This window comes from Streptomyces sp. NPDC102360 (assembly GCF_044766085.1).
In the GTDB taxonomy this organism is placed as follows: Bacteria; Actinomycetota; Actinomycetes; order Streptomycetales; family Streptomycetaceae; genus Streptomyces.
Genome location: NZ_JBIWLG010000008.1, coordinates 163,075 through 179,528 on the forward strand (window position 1 = coordinate 163,075; position 16,454 = coordinate 179,528).

18 protein-coding genes are annotated in these 16,454 nt (G+C 71.7%); 7 read left to right on the forward strand and 11 right to left on the reverse strand.

The genetic code is table 11. The annotated features are described in order from the left end of the window. Nucleotides 1–77: 77 nt before the first annotated feature. Nucleotides 78–290: a hypothetical protein gene (locus ACIRHA_RS28365; protein ID WP_403851482.1), complete on the reverse strand. Its 213-nt coding sequence runs from the start codon at nt 288–290 to the stop codon at nt 78–80. Between the two features lie 48 nt (nt 291–338). Continuing rightward, a complete protein-coding gene (gene cofC, locus ACIRHA_RS28370; RefSeq protein ID WP_403851485.1) occupies nt 339–974 on the reverse strand; it encodes a 2-phospho-L-lactate guanylyltransferase in 636 nt (211 codons plus the stop codon). Between the two features lie 121 nt (nt 975–1,095). On the opposite strand from cofC, the gene ACIRHA_RS28375 reads away from it, so the two are divergent. From ACIRHA_RS28375 to ACIRHA_RS28385, 3 genes are all read left to right on the forward strand, one after another. After that, the gene (locus ACIRHA_RS28375) at nt 1,096–1,899 is read left to right on the forward strand and encodes a lysophospholipid acyltransferase family protein (RefSeq protein ID WP_403851487.1); all 804 of its coding nucleotides are present in this window, start codon (nt 1,096–1,098) and stop codon (nt 1,897–1,899) included. Further along, a complete protein-coding gene (locus tag ACIRHA_RS28380; protein WP_403851490.1) occupies nt 1,896–2,906 on the forward strand; it encodes an NAD(P)H-dependent glycerol-3-phosphate dehydrogenase in 1,011 nt (336 codons plus the stop codon). The genes ACIRHA_RS28375 and ACIRHA_RS28380 overlap by 4 nt, the downstream gene beginning before the upstream one ends. A gap of 81 nt (nt 2,907–2,987) precedes the next feature. Beyond that, the gene (locus ACIRHA_RS28385) at nt 2,988–4,151 is read left to right on the forward strand and encodes a D-alanine--D-alanine ligase family protein (RefSeq protein ID WP_403851493.1); all 1,164 of its coding nucleotides are present in this window, start codon (nt 2,988–2,990) and stop codon (nt 4,149–4,151) included. Between the two features lie 24 nt (nt 4,152–4,175). On the opposite strand, the gene ACIRHA_RS28390 is transcribed toward ACIRHA_RS28385, so the two are convergent. Together ACIRHA_RS28390 and ACIRHA_RS28395 are read right to left on the reverse strand one after the other, a co-directional pair. Continuing rightward, nucleotides 4,176–4,688, reverse strand: a complete 513-nt coding sequence (locus ACIRHA_RS28390) for a DUF3515 domain-containing protein (RefSeq protein ID WP_403851495.1) — start codon at nt 4,686–4,688, stop codon at nt 4,176–4,178. Nucleotides 4,689–4,708: 20 nt separating this feature from the next. Beyond that, entirely contained in the window at nt 4,709–4,942 is a 234-nt protein-coding gene (locus ACIRHA_RS28395; RefSeq protein ID WP_016642988.1) for an Lrp/AsnC family transcriptional regulator, read from the reverse strand. A 242-nt stretch (nt 4,943–5,184) separates the two neighbouring features. On the opposite strand from ACIRHA_RS28395, the gene ACIRHA_RS28400 reads away from it, so the two are divergent. Then, the gene (locus tag ACIRHA_RS28400) at nt 5,185–6,174 is read left to right on the forward strand and encodes a thiamine-phosphate kinase (RefSeq protein WP_403851499.1); all 990 of its coding nucleotides are present in this window, start codon (nt 5,185–5,187) and stop codon (nt 6,172–6,174) included. A 153-nt stretch (nt 6,175–6,327) separates the two neighbouring features. Here the strand turns inward: ACIRHA_RS28400 and rpmB are convergent, their stop codons facing one another. Continuing rightward, on the reverse strand, nt 6,328–6,513 hold the full coding sequence (rpmB, locus tag ACIRHA_RS28405) for a 50S ribosomal protein L28 (protein WP_266714523.1): 186 nt from the start codon (nt 6,511–6,513) through the stop codon (nt 6,328–6,330). A 255-nt stretch (nt 6,514–6,768) separates the two neighbouring features. Here rpmB and ACIRHA_RS28410 point away from each other — a divergent pair, with 255 nt between their 5' ends. Then, on the forward strand, nt 6,769–8,502 hold the full coding sequence (locus ACIRHA_RS28410; protein WP_403851501.1) for a DAK2 domain-containing protein: 1,734 nt from the start codon (nt 6,769–6,771) through the stop codon (nt 8,500–8,502). A gap of 42 nt (nt 8,503–8,544) precedes the next feature. Here ACIRHA_RS28410 and ACIRHA_RS28415 read toward each other — a convergent pair whose 3' ends face one another. Then, nucleotides 8,545–9,354 (reverse strand): IclR family transcriptional regulator, encoded by an 810-nt coding sequence (locus tag ACIRHA_RS28415; RefSeq protein WP_403851504.1) that lies wholly within the window; start codon nt 9,352–9,354, stop codon nt 8,545–8,547. 123 nt (nt 9,355–9,477) lie between these two features. On the opposite strand from ACIRHA_RS28415, the gene ACIRHA_RS28420 reads away from it, so the two are divergent. Then, entirely contained in the window at nt 9,478–10,758 is a 1,281-nt protein-coding gene (locus ACIRHA_RS28420) for a glucarate dehydratase family protein (RefSeq protein WP_403851507.1), read from the forward strand. Next, entirely contained in the window at nt 10,755–11,753 is a 999-nt protein-coding gene (locus ACIRHA_RS28425) for a 2-hydroxyacid dehydrogenase (RefSeq protein WP_403851510.1), read from the forward strand. The genes ACIRHA_RS28420 and ACIRHA_RS28425 overlap by 4 nt, the downstream gene beginning before the upstream one ends. A gap of 46 nt (nt 11,754–11,799) precedes the next feature. On the opposite strand, the gene ACIRHA_RS28430 is transcribed toward ACIRHA_RS28425, so the two are convergent. From ACIRHA_RS28430 to ACIRHA_RS28450, 5 genes are read right to left on the reverse strand one after another with little or no spacing between them, the layout of a single operon-like run. After that, complete coding sequence (locus ACIRHA_RS28430) at nt 11,800–12,516, reverse strand: sulfite exporter TauE/SafE family protein (protein WP_403851512.1); 717 nt, start codon at nt 12,514–12,516, stop codon at nt 11,800–11,802. Next, nucleotides 12,513–13,529: an ABC transporter ATP-binding protein gene (locus tag ACIRHA_RS28435; protein WP_403851515.1), complete on the reverse strand. Its 1,017-nt coding sequence runs from the start codon at nt 13,527–13,529 to the stop codon at nt 12,513–12,515. The genes ACIRHA_RS28430 and ACIRHA_RS28435 overlap by 4 nt, the downstream gene beginning before the upstream one ends. Then, nucleotides 13,526–14,503 carry an ABC transporter ATP-binding protein gene (locus tag ACIRHA_RS28440; RefSeq protein ID WP_403851518.1) on the reverse strand — a complete coding sequence of 326 codons (978 nt, stop codon included), beginning with the start codon at nt 14,501–14,503 and terminating at the stop codon, nt 13,526–13,528. The genes ACIRHA_RS28435 and ACIRHA_RS28440 overlap by 4 nt, the downstream gene beginning before the upstream one ends. Continuing rightward, on the reverse strand, nt 14,500–15,489 hold the full coding sequence (locus tag ACIRHA_RS28445; RefSeq protein WP_403851520.1) for an ABC transporter permease: 990 nt from the start codon (nt 15,487–15,489) through the stop codon (nt 14,500–14,502). The genes ACIRHA_RS28440 and ACIRHA_RS28445 overlap by 4 nt, the downstream gene beginning before the upstream one ends. Before the next feature lie 10 nt (nt 15,490–15,499). Continuing rightward, on the reverse strand, nt 15,500–16,429 hold the full coding sequence (locus tag ACIRHA_RS28450; protein ID WP_403851523.1) for an ABC transporter permease: 930 nt from the start codon (nt 16,427–16,429) through the stop codon (nt 15,500–15,502). Nucleotides 16,430–16,454: the final 25 nt, after the last annotated feature.

A 16,454-nucleotide genomic window follows, 5' to 3' on the forward strand; every position in this document is an offset into this window, starting at 1 on the left:
CGCGTCGGGCCGGGCTCCCTTCGGGGAGACCGGCCCGCGGTGTGTCCAGGGGGCCTCACCGGGCCCCTGCGGGGTTCTCAGAAGGTCTGCAGGGTCACCAGCGTGATCTGCCGTGCGTCGGCCGCGCCCTCGGTGTCCCGCACCTCGATGCGCACCCGCTGCCCGGGGCGCAGCAGCCGCAGGCCGCCCGCGTCGAAGGCGGCGGCGTCGAAGGAGGCGGGGGTCCCGTCGTCCAGGAGGACGCTGCCGGAACGGGTTTCGGGGTCGTACGTGTACGCGGTGGCCTGCATACGGGCAGCGTACTCAGTACGTGATTCCGTACGGGATTCAGACCGGCTTCAGTCCGGGATCAGGAGCCCCGCCGCGGCCCGCGCGGTGTGCGGGCCCACGCCGAGGGCGAGCGCCGCTCGCAGGTCGTCGCCGGTGTCGACGTCCTGGCGTACGGAGTGGACGCCTTCGAGGGGGAGTTCCGCGGCGCCGGACGCCGCGTGGCGGGCCCGCGATGCCCCGCCGAATGCGGGCAGCAATTCCGTCCCGGGTCCCGCGGACAAGAGCGTTGTGCCGATTCCGGCGGCATCGGGCAGAAATGCGCGGGGGAATGCGGCGGCCGCCGAGAGAACGCGGGCCAATTCGGAGGGGCGCAGAGCCGGCAGATCGGCGTTCAGGGCGGCCACGGCGGCGGCCCGGCGTCCGGAGCGCACGAACGCCGCTCCGTGCGCGAGGGCGGCGTTGAGGCCCGCCTGCGGGGGGTCGGGGACCACGTGGGCGCCCAGGGCCGTCAGTTCGCGCTCCGCGCGGGGATCGTCCGTGACGACCACCACATCCCGCACCGCCGCACAGGCCCCCGCCGCGGCCACGGTGTCCTGGGCGAACGCCAGGGCGAGGCTTGGGCGCAGGGCGTCTCCCGCCGTCGGAGCCAGTCTGCTCTTGGCCCGCACCAGCGGTTTCAGCGGTATCACCAGGGTCCACTGCACGCGCCCATTGTGACCTGTGCATGAGGTGCGGCCGTCCGCGCGGGCGTACGGTGTTCTCGACAGGCCGGTGGGCCGGGGCGACACTTGTGCGGCCCTGGCCCCCCTAGAGGAAGGTGTCCGAGTGTCCCGCCGCAGAATCGGCTTCTGGTACCGCTTCGCCGCGGTCCTCTGCAAACCACCGCTGGTGGTTCTGTTCAAGCGGGACTGGCGTGGAATGGAGAACATTCCGGCCGACGGAGGCTTTATCACCGCGGTCAACCACAATTCGCATCTGGATCCGTTCCTCTACGCCCACTTTCAGTACAACACGGGACGGGTCCCGCGTTTCCTCGCCAAGCACGGCCTCTTCAGGAAGGGGTTCGTGGGCGCCGCGATGCGCGGTACGGGACAGATTCCCGTCTATCGCGAGTCGACGAACGCGCTGAGCGCCTTCCGTGCCGCGATCGACGCCGTGGAGCGCGGTGAGTGCGTCGCCTTCTATCCGGAAGGAACGCTCACCCGCGACCCCCAACTGTGGCCGATGACCGGTAAGACAGGTGTCGCGCGCGTGGCCCTGCAGACCAAGTGCCCGGTGATTCCGGTCGGCCAGTGGGGCGCCACCGAAGCGCTCGCGCCGTACTCCAAGAAGCCGGACTTCTTTCCGCGCAAGACGCACCACGTGCTCGCCGGTGCCCCGGTCGACCTCTCCGCGTACTACGACAGGGAGATCACGCCCGACCTCCTCAAGGAGGTGACCGACGCCATCATGACCGCGATCACCGCCGAGGTGGAGGTGCTGCGCGGCGAGAAGGCCCCGCAGAAGCGTTACGACCCGCGTGAGGCGCGCATCGAGCAGCGCCGCAAGGCGCAGGCGCGCAGCGGCAAGTCGCAGGTGGAGAGCGGCAGTTCGGCAGTGAGCGGCACGAGCGAGGAGAGCAGCAAGTGACCCGACCCGTGAAGGCCGCCGTCTTCGGCACCGGCTCCTGGGGCACCGCTTTCGCGATGGTGCTCGCGGACGCGGGCTGCGACGTCACCCTCTGGGCCCGCCGCGCCGAACTCGCCGAGGCCGTCAACTCCACGCGTACGAACCCGGATTACCTGCCCGGCGTGGAACTCCCGGAGAACGTGCGGGCGACCGCCGACCCGGCCGAGGCCGCGGCGGACGCCGATTTCACGGTGCTCGCCGTGCCCTCGCAGACGCTGCGCCAGAACCTGGGGGAGTGGGCCCCGCTGCTCGCCCCCGACACCGTCCTCGTCTCACTCATGAAGGGCGTCGAGCTCGGCTCCGCGATGCGCATGAGCGAGGTCATCGAGGACGTCACGAAGGTCGGCGATGACCGCATCGCGATCGTCACCGGGCCCAACCTCGCGCGCGAGATCGCCGCCCGGCAGCCCGCCGCCGCGGTCGTCGCCTGCCGCGACGAGACCGTGGCCCGGCGGCTCCAAGTCGCCAGCCACACCCCGTACTTCAGGCCGTACACGAACACCGACGTGATCGGCTGCGAGCTGGGCGGCGCGGTCAAGAACGTCATCGGGCTCGCCGTCGGCATCGCGGACGGCATGGGGCTCGGCGACAACACGAAGGGCTCGCTCATCACGCGCGGGCTCGCGGAGACGACGCGGCTCGGGCTCGCCATGGGCGCCGACCCCCTGACGTTCTCCGGACTCGCGGGCCTCGGCGACCTCGTGGCCACCTGCTCCTCGCCGCTGTCGCGCAACCACACCTTCGGCACGAACCTCGGCAAGGGCATGACCCTGCAGGAGACCATCGCGGTCACCAAGCAGACCGCCGAGGGCGTCAAGTCCTGCGAATCGGTGCTGGATCTGGCGCGCCGTCACGACGTCGACATGCCGATCACGGAGACCGTCGTCGCGATCGTCCACGAGGGCAAGGCCCCGGTCGTCGCGGTGAAGGAGCTCATGTCGCGCTCCGCCAAGCCGGAACGACGCTGAGCGACGGGCATACGACAACTGTGCGACCGGGGCTCTGCGGGCGCTGACTCTCGTACTACCAGCAGGTACGCTCAACGCGATATGAGCAGCGAGAACCTCCCCCAGAGCCCTGCGTCCACCGCAGGTGGGCCCAAGCCGCGTGTGGCCGTCGTCTTCGGTGGCCGCAGCTCCGAGCACGGCGTCTCCGTGGTCACGGCGGGCGCCGTGCTGCGCGCCATCGACCGCTCCAAGTACGACGTGCTGCCGATCGGCATCACGCGCGAGGGGCGTTGGGCGCTGACGGCGGACGATCCCGAGCGGATGGCCATCACCGACCGGCAGGTGCCGGATGTCGCCGATCTCGCCGAGTCGCCCGAGGGCGGCGTGGTCCTCCCGGTCGACCCGGGCTCCCGCGAAGTCGTCTACAACGAGCCGGGATCCGTCCCCAAGGCCCTCGGCGAGGTCGACGTCGTCTTCCCCGTGCTGCACGGCCCGTACGGCGAGGACGGCACCATCCAGGGCCTCCTGGACCTCTCCGGAACCCCGTACGTCGGCTGCGGTGTGCTCTCCTCGGCCGTCGGCCAGGACAAGGAGTACATGAAGCGCATCTTCACGTCCTTCGGGCTGAAGGTGGGCCCTTACCTGGTGATCCGGCCCCGCGAGTGGGAGCAGGATCAGGACGGCGCCCGGCGTCGTGTCGCCGACTTCGTCGGGGACCACGGCTGGCCGCTGTTCATCAAGCCCGCGCGCGCGGGTTCGTCGATCGGCATCACGAAGGTCGACTCCTTCGACGGGCTCGACGAGGCGATCGGGACCGCCCGTGAGCACGACCCGAAGGTGATCATCGAGGCCGGCATCGTCGGGCGCGAGATCGAGTGCGGCGTCCTGGAGTTCGAGGACGGGCCGCGTGCCTCCGTCCCGGCCGAGATCCCGCCGGCCGACTCGCACGCGTTCTACGACTTCGAGGCGAAGTACATCGACTCCGCGGCCGGCATCGTGCCCGCGCCGCTGAGCGAGGAGCAGACCGCCGAGGTCCGCAGGCTCGCCGTCGACGCCTTCGAGGCCATGTCCTGCGAGGGGCTCGTGCGGGCGGACTTCTTCCTCGACGAGGGCGGCGAGTTCGTCATCAACGAGATCAACACCCTGCCGGGCTTCACGCCGATCTCCATGTACCCGCGGATGTGGCAGGAGACCGGGGTCGGCTACCCGGAGTTGGTGGACCGCCTCATCCAGGCGGCACTGCGACGCTCGACCGGACTGCGGTAGACGGCATCCTCCATGAAGGCCCCTCTAGTCGGCGATCCCCTTGGGGATCGCCTTCTTGATGGGTGCCGCGAGGTCGACCAGGGAGCCCGCCCCGTTCTTGGTCACCTCGTCCTTGGGGATCGTCACCTCTACGTAGGCGAGGCGTCCGCCCGTCGTCATGCGCTGGGCGCCGTCGTCGAGTTCGTCCGCGACCCAGCCGACGCCGTCGATCGTCGCCGTGTTGCTGCTCGTCTTCAACGCCGCGTCGGGCCACGGCACGCCGCAGCGCAGTATGATCGCGGGGCTTCCCCACGCCGCGGTGAGCTCCGAGCCCGGTTCGGGATCGTTGCGCTCGAGTCCGTCGACCTTCTCCGGCAGGACCTCGTCCAGGTTCCGGCACAGCTTGGCGGCCTTCGCGTCCGGAGTGGGAACCGCCGCCTTAGGCGCCTCGTCCGTCGAAGCGCAGCCCGCGGTGGCGATCAGCAAGGAGAGCGAGGGCACCGCGATGGACAGGCGGCTCAGCCGGCCGTGCCGGATCCGGTGACGATATGACTTCACCGGCACAGCGTAGACGGGGACTACAGGTGGACGACCGGGCAGGTCAGAGTGCGCGTGATGCCGTCCACTTGCTGGACCTTGGCGACCACCATGCGACCCAGTTCGTCGACTGTGTCCGCCTGCGCGCGCACGATCACGTCGTAGGGGCCGGTGACGTCCTCGGCCTGGATCACTCCTGGAATCTTCCCGATCAGCTCGGCGACGGTCGACGCCTTGCCTACTTCGGTCTGGATCAGGATGTACGCCTGTACCACGGAACCTCCAGGGCGGCCACGAGGATCATCACGAGGATCATGTGGGGAGAAGGGACGCCACGTTATCGCGTCACCGCTCGTCGCGGGGAGACCCGGTGGCGGCTGTGGCGTCCGACGGACGTGGAAGGCAGGCCCGTGACACAAACCGTACCCATGACAGAGACGGCCCGCGACCGCAAGCGGGCCGGGGCAAACGGCCCTGGCGGGCGGCAGCGAACCGGGGCAGAAAGGGCAGCACGCGCATGAAGGGCACCGTCGGCGAGTTGGGGGAGTTCGGCCTCATCCGGGAGCTGACCTCCCGGCTCACCACCACCCCGGCCGTACGCATCGGTCCCGGCGACGACGCCGCCGTGATCGCCGCACCGGACCGCAGGGTCGTCGCCAGCACGGACGTCCTGCTGGAGAACCGGCACTTCAGGCGCGACTGGTCCACCGCGTACGACGTCGGGCGCAAGGCCGCCGCGCAGAACCTCGCCGACATCGCGGCCATGGGCGCCGTGCCGACGGCGCTGCTCCTCGGCCTCGTCGTGCCCGCCGAACTGCCCGCGTCGTGGCCCTCGGAGCTGATGGACGGGCTGCGCGACGAGTGCCAGGTGGCGGGAGCCGCCGTCGTCGGCGGTGATGTCGTGCGCGGCGACACGATCACCGTGGCGATCACCGCGCTCGGCGACATGCAGGGCCACGAACCGGTGACCCGGTCCGGTGCACAACCCGGCGACGTCGTGGCCGTGACCGGCTGGCTCGGCTGGTCCGCCGCCGGTTACGCGGTGCTCTCGCGCGGCTTCCGTTCGCCCCGCGCCTTCGTGGAGGCGCACCGCCGCCCCGAACCGCCGTACCACGCGGGTCCCGCGGCGGCCGGGCTCGGCGCCACCGCCATGTGTGACGTGAGCGACGGGCTGATCGCCGACCTGGGCCACATCGCCGAGTCGAGCAAGGTCCGTATCGACATCAAATCGGGGCAGGTGGATGTGCCCTCGCAGATGAGCGACATCGGCCAGGCCGTCGGCGTCGACCCGTTGCAGTGGGTGCTGAGCGGGGGAGAGGACCACGCGATCGTGGCCACTTTCCCGCCGTCCGTGAAGCTGCCCGCCCGCTGGAAGGTGATCGGCGAGGTGCTGGGCCCCTCGGCGCTGTCCCAGGTGACCGTGGACGGGGCGCCCTGGACGAACCAGAGCGGCTGGGACCACTTCGGGGACGGCGACGGGTACGCCGGGGGCGAGATCGAGACGTGAGGTGCCGGTGCGGGCGCGCGCCCGCACCGCGCAAGGCGTCGTGCTCCGGCAGCCCTGGGTATAAACCGGCAGCCCCGGGTATAAAAAAGAGCCGGTCCCCGAGGGGACCGGCTCTTTAAAGCAACCAGCTAGGTGGCCGCGCTACGCGAAACGTCAGCGCGAGACCTTGCCGGCCTTGATGCACGAGGTGCAGGCGTTGAGGCGCTTCGGCGTCCCACTGATCACTGCACGCACACGCTGGATGTTCGGGTTCCAGCGACGGGGCGTACGGCGGTGCGAGTGGGAGATGCTGTTGCCGAAGCCCGGCCCCTTGCCACAGACGTCGCAGTTGGCAGCCACGGGTCACTCCAAAGACTTCAGATGCTCTTACGGTTGATCCCGGCATGCCGGGATCAGGATCGGAGGATCTGAGTGGCGGTGCCAGGGGATGGCCCAACGAATATCGGGCAACCCGAGCAGCATACAACGGCTGCGTCGGTACAACGAAACTACCATGGCTGCTCGGGCGGCCCGCCCGGGCTCCGGACCAGGTCGGGACCTGCTTTCGGGCCGGGCCCTCTTTCCGGACGCTCACCTTCCGCGGTCTACTCTGCGGTGCCAGTCCAGCTGCTCGAGGAGGCGCAGGTGCTCGACGTGATCGCGGTGCGCGCCTGGTGCTCACTCGCCCTGGAGGCGCTCGGCCGCGACCGTGCGGAGATAGACGCGATCAACGTGTATCCGGTCGCCGACGGGGACACCGGCACCAATCTCTATCTGACCCTGGAGTCCGCGCAGCAGGCGGTCGAGGCGGTCTTCGCCGGGCTCGAGGCGGGGCCCGAGCCGGCCGCTCCCGCGCTCCCCGAAGTGATGCGCGCCATGGCGCACGGCGCCCTCATCGGAGCCCGGGGCAACTCCGGGACGATCCTCGCGCAGCTGCTCCGGGGCATGGCGCAGGTCCTCGCCGCGGGCGGAGTCGGTGAGGTCGGAGGCAGTGAGGGAGATCACGCCGGGGGAGCCGACGCCGACGCCCTGCGGCTCGCGCTGGGCCGGGCCGCCGAGGCCGCGCGCGAGGCGGTCGCCCACCCCGTGGAGGGCACCGTCCTGACCGTGGCGACGGCGGCCGCGCAGGCCGCCTCCGGGGTCGAAGGGGGCTGCCGCGACGTCGCCCGTGCCGCCTACGAAGGCGCGTGCGTGGCGCTCGACGCGACGCCGGGGCAGCTCGCCGCCCTGGGCAGCGCCGGGGTCGTGGACGCGGGCGGGCGGGGGCTCGTGGTCGTCCTGGGGGCGCTGAGCGAGGCGGTCTCGGGGGAGGCGGTGCCGGTACGCCGCGGTGGAGCGGGCGGCCACGCGCGCGTGGATGCCGTTCCCGACGGCGTACTGCTCGAATGCCCCGAGAGTGAAGGGGCCGAGGGCGAAGGCGCCGCCGGTCCCGCCTTCGAGGTCATCTACCTGCTTGAGGCGGACGACAAGGCGGTGGCCCGGCTGCGGACCCGGCTCGACGCCCTCGGGGACTCGCTGGTCGTCGTCGGCGGGGACGGCCTGTGGAACGTCCACGTGCATGTGGACGACGCGGGCGCGGCCGTGGAGGCGGGCGTCGAGGCCGGGCGCCCGTACCGCATCCGTATCACCCACTTCGGGCTCGGCGACGTACACGCGACGCACGCCTCGGCGCCGCCCCGCGAGCGCGCCCAGCGGGCCGTCGTGGCGGTCGTGCCGGGCGACGGGCTCGCCGGTCTGTACGCGGAGGCGGGCGCGACGACCGTGCCCGACCGGCCCGGTGAGCCGCCCGCGAGCGGGGAGCTGGTCGACGCGATACGGCGGGCCCACGCGCGCGAGGTGGTGCTGTTGCCGAACGACGCCGAGCTGCGGCACACCGCCGCGGCGGCGGCCGAGCAGGCCCGCTCCGAGGGGCTGCGGATCGCGCTCATCCCGACCCGCTCGGCGGTCCAGGGCATCGCCGCCCTCGCCGTCCACGAGCCCGACCGGCGCTTCGACGAGGACGTCGTGGCGATGACCTCGGCCGCGGGGGCGACCCGGTACGGCGAACTGGCCGTCGCCGAGCGGCAGTCGTGGACCATGGCGGGCATCTGCCAGGCCGGGGACGTCCTCGGCCTCATCGACGGCGACGTGGCGGTGATCGGAGGCGAGGTCCCCGCGACGGCCCGCACGGTCCTCGACCGGATGCTGGCGGCGGGCGGCGAACTCGTCACGCTCGTCCTCGGCGAGGAGGTCTCCGACGAGGTCGCGGGCGCGCTCGAACAGCACGTGCGCGAGTCCTACCTGGCCGTGGACACGGTGGTCTACCGCGGCGGGCGGCAGTCGGCGCTGATGCTGATCGGCGTCGAGTAGGGAAAGGCCCTGCCGGACGCCCTACTAGGCCCTACCGGAGGCCTACCGGATGCCCTTGCGGCGCAGGGTTCCCGCCAGTTCGTCCGCGTGCCGGCGCAGCGCCTCCGTGACGCGGGTGAGTTCCCTTTCGGAGGCGCGGGACAGCGGCATCGAGCAGCTGATCGCGTCGGTCGCCGGGATGCGGTAGCCGACGCAGGCCGCCACGCAGCACAGCCCCGCCGTGTTCTGCTCCCGCTCGATCGACCAGCCGCGCGTCCGGCTCGCCTCCAGTTCGCCGTGGAGCGCCGCGCGCGTGGCCACCGTGTGCTCGGTCAGCTGCCGCAGCCCGTCGTCCGGCAGGATCGCGTCGACCTCGGCGGGGGTGCGCTCGGCGAGCAGGGCCTTGCCCAACGAGGTGGCGTGCGCCGGGAGTTGCCGGCCCACTCGGGACACGAGGCGCTTGGGCTCCGTGACCTCGCGGCTGGCCAGGTAGATGACGTTGGGGGCGTCCAGGCGCGCGTAGTGCACGGTGTAGCCGGTCTCGGCGCGCAGGCTCTCGAGCTGCTGGACGGCGAGGGGCAGCGCCGGGTCGCGGTCGAGGTAGGCGGTGCCCGCGAGGAGGGCGCGCGGCCCGATGCCGTACGTCTGCTCGCCGTCGGAGGTCTCGATCCACTTCAGGGTCGTCAGCGTGCGCAGCAGGGCGTACAGGCTGGAGCGGGGATAGCCGGTGCGCTCCTGGAGTCCGCTCAGGCTGAGGCCGTCCGCGGACTCGGCGAGCGTCTCCATGATCCGCGCGGTGCGCTCGGCGGACTTGACCAGGCCGCGGCCCGGTTCGGTGTCCGCCGGGCCCAACGAGGCGTTCTTCGCTGCCACTTATACCCCCTGGAACGTCCGGATCATCGTAGGCGACGGGGTGGTGGATTCCGGCTGCCCGGACCTCCGAAATCACATACGCAAGCCTTGTCTACGTACGTAGACGCGTGTCAGGATCCGGTCATGGCTGACACTGAGAAGCACCGGATCTCCGAGGTGCGCGTGACGCCGGTGGCGTTCCGCGACCTTCCGCTGCTCAATTCCGTGGGCGTCCACGAGCCCTTCGCGCTGCGCTCGGTCGTCGAGGTGGTGACCGACAGCGGCCTGTGCGGGCTCGGTGAGTCCTACGGGGACCTGCCGCATCTGCGCCGCCTGGAGCGGGCCGGGCGGCACCTGGTCGGCATCGACGTCTTCGACATCAACGGCGTCTGGCGCGCGGTCAACGAGTCGCTGGCCGCCGACAGCGGCGTGGGCGGGCACGGGATGAGCGGGATGGTGACCGACAGCTCCCTCGCCGACCGGGTCGTCTCGCCCTTCGAGGTCGCCGCGCTCGACCTCCAGGGCAAGGTCGTCGGCCGCCCGGTGAGCGACCTGCTGGGCGGTGCCGTGCGCGACCGCGTCGCCTACAGCGCGTACCTCTTCTACAAGTGGGCCGGGCATCCAGGGCAGGACGACGACGCGTGGGGTGAGGCGCTCGACCCCGAGGGGCTCGTCCGGCAGGCGCGGCGCATCATCGACGCGTACGGGTTCGGTGCGATCAAGCTGAAGGGCGGTGTCTTCCCGCCCGAGGAGGAGATCGAGGCGGTCCGGGCGCTGCGTGCGGCCTTCCCCGAGCTGCCGCTCCGGCTCGACCCCAACGGGGCCTGGAGTGTGGCCAGTTCGGTCAAGGTCGGCCAGGAGCTCGACGGTGTCGTCGAGTATCTGGAGGACCCGACGCCCGGCATCGAGGACATGGCCCGCGTTGCCCGCGAAGTGTCGATGCCGCTCGCCACCAACATGTGCGTGGTCGCCTTCAAGCACCTGCCGCCCGCCGTGCGCCAGGACGCCGTCCAGGTGGTGCTCTCCGACCACCACTTCTGGGGCGGGCTCCGGCGGTCCCAGCGGCTCGGCGCGATCTGCGAGACGTTCGGCATGGGGCTCTCCATGCACTCCAACTCGCATCTGGGCATCAGCCTCGCGGCCATGACCCACCTCGCCTCCGCCACCCCGAACCTCGACTACGCCTGTGACACGCACTGGCCGTGGAAGGACCCCGCCGAGGACGTCGTCGTACCGGGCGCGCTCACGTTCGAGGACGGCGCCGTCGCGGTGCCCACCGCCCCCGGACTCGGCGTCGAGCTCGACCGTGACGCGCTCGCCCGGCTGCACGAGCAGTACCTCACCAGCGGCATCCGCGAGCGCGACGACACCGCCTACATGCGCCGCTTCCAGCCGGAGTTCGACCCGACGGTGCCGCGGTGGTGAGCGGGGGAGCGGTACGACCCCTGGAGGTCCTGGTCACCGAGCCGGTCATGGGGCGGTTCAGGGACGTGCTCACCGAGGGCAGCGCGCACCGCTGGACCTTCGCGTACGGGGACGATCCCGTGGCCCGCGCCGCCGCCGCGGCCACCGCCGACGTCCTCGTGTGCTCGTCCGCCGACCGCGAGCTGCTGGCCGGGATGGAGCGGCTGCGGCTGCTGCACGTCACCGGGGCCGGCTACGACAAGATCCCGCTGGACGCGCTGCGGCCCGGGGTACGGGTGGCGAACACCTTCCACCACGGCCGCTCCATCGCCGAACACGTGGTGATGGTGTCGATGATGCTGCTGCGCGACGTCGCGCGCGGCGAGCGGGACATGCGGGCAGGCGTCTGGCGCAACGCCGTCGTCGACGAGGGCTACCCCTTCGGCGGGGTCCTCGCCGGGCGCACCATCGGTGTCCTCGGTATGGGCGAGATCGGCGGCGAAGTGGCGCGGGTGGCGGGCGCGTTGGGCATGCGGGTGCGCACCGTGCGACGCGATCCGGCCGCGCCGCCGCCCGCCGGGGTGGACCTGGAGTGGGTGGGCGGGCAGGACCGGCTGCACGAGATGCTGGGCGCCTGCGACGTGGTCGTGGTGACGGTGCCGCTGAGCGAGGAGACCCGCGGGCTCGTGGACGCCGCCGCGCTCGCCGCGATGAAGCGCTCCGCCGTGCTCGTCAACGTGGCCCGCGGCGCGGTCGTCGACGAGAAGGCGCTGCACGCGGCGCTGAGCGACGGCACGATCGCCGGGGCAGGCCTCGACGTGTGGTGGCGCAACCCGCGCGAGCCCGCGGCCCCGCCGCCCTCGCACCTCGACTTCACCGGGTTCGCCAACGTGGTGCTCACGCCGCACCAGTCGGGCCACACCGAGGAGACCTTCCGCGGCCGGGCCGAGGACATCAGGGCGAACGTCGAGGCGCTCGCCGAGGGGCGATCGCCGCGCAACCTGGTGCGGGGCTGAGGGTCGTACCGAAGGTCACACCAGTTGCCCGCCGGCCAACCGAAGGTCACAGCAGCTGCTCGCCGATCAGCAGCACCGCCCCCAGCGCCGACACCCCGATCGCGGCCCAGCGCAGCCGTCGCGCGTCCATGAAGCGGTTCACGTAGCGCGAGAGCACGTAGCCGACGACCGACGCGGGGGCGAGCACGGCCGACATCCGGAGCGTGTGCGTACCGATGGCGCCCGTCGCGGCGAGCGTCGCGACGGAGAGCACCGAGCCGATGAGGAAGAACCCGCTCATGGTGCCGCGCAGCACCGGGGCGTCCTTGCCCTGCCAGACCAGGGCCATCGGCGGGCCGCCGATCGAGGTCGCGGTGCCGAGGAGCCCCGAGGCGGAACCGGCGAGGACCAGGACAGGGCGGTGCGGTCGCGGCGCCCAGCCGAAGCAGGTCAGTACGACGCCCAGGAGCACCACGCCGGACAGCATCAGGGCGAGGCCCTCGGGCGGCATCGCGGCCACGAGCAGCGCTCCCGCGATCGTGCCGGGCACCCGCCCGACCAGCGCCCAGCCCGTGCCCCGCAGATCGATGTGCTGCCGCTCGGCCACCGTCACGAGGAGGGTGAGCACGCCCGCCTGAATGATCAGCGTTCCCGGTACGAGGGACGGGTCCACGACGGCGACCACCGGTGCGGCGAGCATCCCCATGCCGAAACCGATGGACGCCTGAAGACAGGACGCGATCACCACCGCGACCGCGACGACCAGATAGCCGGTGAGTGTCACGCGCCGTCGCCGCCCGCGGCCACCAGCCCTGAGGCCTCCTCCAGCGGATGGAAGCAGGCCGCCGTGTGCCCCGGATCCCGTGGGTCGACGGCCGGGTCGGGCGCCGCCGAGGCACACGTGTCGGTCGCCTTCCAGCAGCGGGTGCGGAACCGGCAGCCGGACGGCGGCGACAGCGGGGACGGCAACTCGCCCTGGAGGACGATGTGTTCCCGGCGCGTGTCGGCGTCGAGGGACGGCGCGGCCGACATCAGCGCCGAACTGTACGGGTGCAGGGCGCGGTCGAAGACGGACTCCGTGTCGCCCTGTTCCACGACGCCGCCCAGGTACATCACCATCACGCGGTCCGCGACGTGCCGGACCACCGACAGGTCGTGGGAGATGAAGAGGTAGCTGACGCCGAGCTGCCGTTGCAGGTCGTTGAGGAGGTTGAGCACCTGCGCCTGTACGGAGAGGTCGAGCGCGGAGACCGGCTCGTCGCAGATGATCACGTCGGGGGAGAGGGCGAGCGCGCGGGCGATGCCGATGCGCTGGCGCTGGCCGCCTGAGAACTCCTGCGGGTAGCGCTGCTCGTCGCCCTTGCGCAGTCCGACGAGATCGAGCAACTCCCGTACGCGGGTTGTGCGTTCGGCCGCCGTGCGGTGCAGGGTCCTGTGGGTGCGCCATGGTTCGCCGATGATCTCGCCGGCCGTCATCCGGGCGTTGAGCGAGGCGAACGGGTCCTGGAACACCATCTGCACCCGGCGCCGCCACGCCAGCAGCTCCGCCCCCTTGAGGGCGAACGGGTCCACGCCGTCGAAGCGGACGCTGCCGCCGTCGGGCCGCTCCAGCATCAGCAGCGTGCGGGCCAGCGTGGACTTGCCGCAGCCCGATTCGCCGACGAGGCCGAGGGTCTCGCCGCGCTTCAGGTCGAAGGAGATGCCGTTCAGGGCGCGCAACCGGCGCCCCTTGCCGGCGCCCTGGACCTGGAACGTCTTGGTGAGCTCGCGTACTTGCAGCAGCGGCTTGTCGGTCATCGGGTCACCTCGTCGGAGAAGTGGCAGGCGGCCGTGCGGTCCGGCGCGACCTCGGCCGGTTCGGGGCGCCGCGTACGGCACAGGTCGCGCACCAGCGGGCAGCGGTCCTGGTAGACGCAGCCGGACGGGATCGAGTGCAGGTCCGGCGGGGCGCCGCCGATGGACCGCAGCTCCTCGCCGCGGGCGGCGTGCACCGGCACCGAGTCCAACAGGCCCTTCGTGTACGGGTGGCGGGGCGCGCCGAACACCTCGCGCACGGGACCCGACTCGACGACCGTGCCGGCGTACATCACCACGACCTCGTCGGCCTGCTCGGAGACGAGGGCCAGGTCGTGGGTGATCAGTACGACGCTCATGTCCCGCTCCGCGCGCAGGTCCCGCAGCAGCTGCATGATCTGCGCCTGCACGGTCACGTCGAGCGCGGTCGTCGGCTCGTCGGCCAGGAGCACGGACGGGGAGAGGGCGACCGCGATGGCGATCAGGAGACGCTGGCGCATGCCGCCGGAGAACTGGTGCGGATAGGCGTCCACCCGGCTCTCCGGCTCCGGGATGCCGACCCGCGCCATCAGCTCGATCGCTTCCTTGCGGGCCTGCTTGCGGGACATCCCGCGGTGGATCCGGAACGGCTCGGCGAGCTGGGTGCCCACCGTGTAGACCGGGTTGAGGGCGGTGAGCGCGTCCTGGAAGACGATGGCCAGCTCGGGTCCGGCGAGCGCGCGCCGGGTCCGCTCGTCGGCCGCGACCAGGTCGGTGCCGTCGAGCAGCACCCGGCCCCCGCTCACCTCGGCGGCCGGGTCGAGCAGCGACACGATGGCCTGCGCGGTCATCGACTTGCCGCAGCCGGACTCGCCGAGCAGGGCCAGAGTGCGGCCGCGGCGCGCCCGGAAACCCACCTTGTCGACGGCGCGTACGGTGCCGTGCGGGGTGCGGATGTCGACGCTGAGGCCGTCCACTTCAAGGGCGGTTGCGGTCACGACGTGGCCTCCTGAGTAGCTGGGGCGGCGCGGCGTCGCGCCTTGCGGGGCAGGGCGAGGCGCCAGCGCTGCGCGGGGTCGGTGGCGAGCCGCGCCCAGGAGGCGAGCACGGTCGCGGAGACCGTCGTGATGACGATGGCGAGCCCGGGGAAGAACGTCAGCCACCACGCGCTCTGCAGATACGTCCGCCCCTGCGAGACCATCAACCCCCAGCTCACATCGGGCGGTTGGATGCCGATGCCGAGGAAGCTCAGCGAGGACTCCGCGAGCATCACGTAACAGAATTCGAGCGTCGCGAGGGTCAGCAGCGTCGGCAGCACGATCGGGAACACGTGCCGGCGGATGATCGCCCCGCTGGACGTGCCGAAGGTCCGCGCCGCGTCCACGAACAGGCGGCTCTGCAACTCGGAGGACTCGGAGCGGGCGGTGCGCAGGTAGACCGGGAGCCGGGTGACGGTCAGGACGAGCACGAGGTTGGCGATGCTCGGCGAGAAGACGTACAGCACGACGACCGCCATGAGCAGCGAAGGGAAGCTCATGATGACGTCGGCCACGCGCATCGCGACCGTCTCCCGGCGGCCGCGGTGGTAGCCCGCCCACATGCCGATGACCGAGCCGACGGCCAGCGCCAGCAGCACCGCGGGCACGGCCACGCTGAACGTGGTGCGGGCGGCGACGATCAGCCGGGCCAGCATGCTCTGGCCGAGCGGATCGGTGCCGAGGATCCCCAGCCAGCCGTGGTCGAGGGAGAAGGGCGCCTGGTTGGCGTTCTTCAGGTCCTGGTCGGTGGCGGAGTCGCCCAGCAGCGGCGGGCCGAGGACCGCGGTGAGCGCGATCAGGACGAGCAGCACCGCCGCCACGGTGGCGACCCGGTCGCGGAGCAGCATGCGCCACAGGGGGACGTGGCTGCCGCGGGGTGCGGAAGCGCTCTCCGCAGGGGCAGCGGCAGGGGCGTTGGAGGCGGGCTTGTCGATCGAGGTACTCACGGCGTCCTCCTCAGGCCGTCGCCGTCTCGCGCACGCGCGCGTCGAGCAGCGCGTAGCAGACGTCGATGACGATGTTGAGCGCGAAGATGGTGATCGCGGTGATCAGCACCGCGGCCTGAAGCACCGCGAAGTCGCGGCCCAGGATGGAGTCGATCATCAGCTTTCCGATGCCAGGCCAGCCGAAGATCGTCTCCACCACCACGGCCCCGTTGACCAGCGAGACGGCGAGGTCCCCCGCCACGGTGAGCGCGGGCGCGGCGGCGTTGCGCAGCGCGTGGTGGCTGACGACCCGGACGCTCCCGGCCCCCTTGCTGCGCGCGAGTCGCACGTACGGTGCGGAGAGCGCGGAGACCATGGCGCCGCGCACCACCTGGGTGAGCACGCCGAGCGGCCGGATCACCAGCGTGGCCACCGGCAGCACCCACGAGAGCATCCCGTCGGTGACACCCGAGGTGGGCAGCGCGCCGAGCGTGACGGCGAAGATCCATACGCCGGTGATCGCGAACCAGAAGTCGGGGACGCTCGCGGCGGTCATGGACAGGAACGAAGACACGCGGTCCGCAAGGGAGTTGGGCCGGAACGCCGCCCAACTGCCGATGACCACCGCGCCGATCACGGCGATCAGCATCGTCGCGAAGGCGAGTTGCAGCGTGGCGGGGAATGCCCGCAGCGCCATCGTCGCCGCGGACTCGCCGGTGCGCAGCGACTCACCGAAGTCGAGCTGGAAGACGCCGCCGAAGTAGTCGGCGATCTGCTGCCAGATCGAGTCGTCGAAACCATTACGGGCGGCGAAGGCGGCGCGCTGGGCCGGGGTGGCGGACTCGGGCAGATACAAGGACGACGGATCGCCCGTGAGCCGCGCGAGGACGAACACCCCGAGGAGTACGGCGAGCAGCGGCAGAACGCTGGTCAGTGTCCGACGGCGGAGAAAATGGAACATCGCTGTCCCTAGGTTCGAAGGAAGT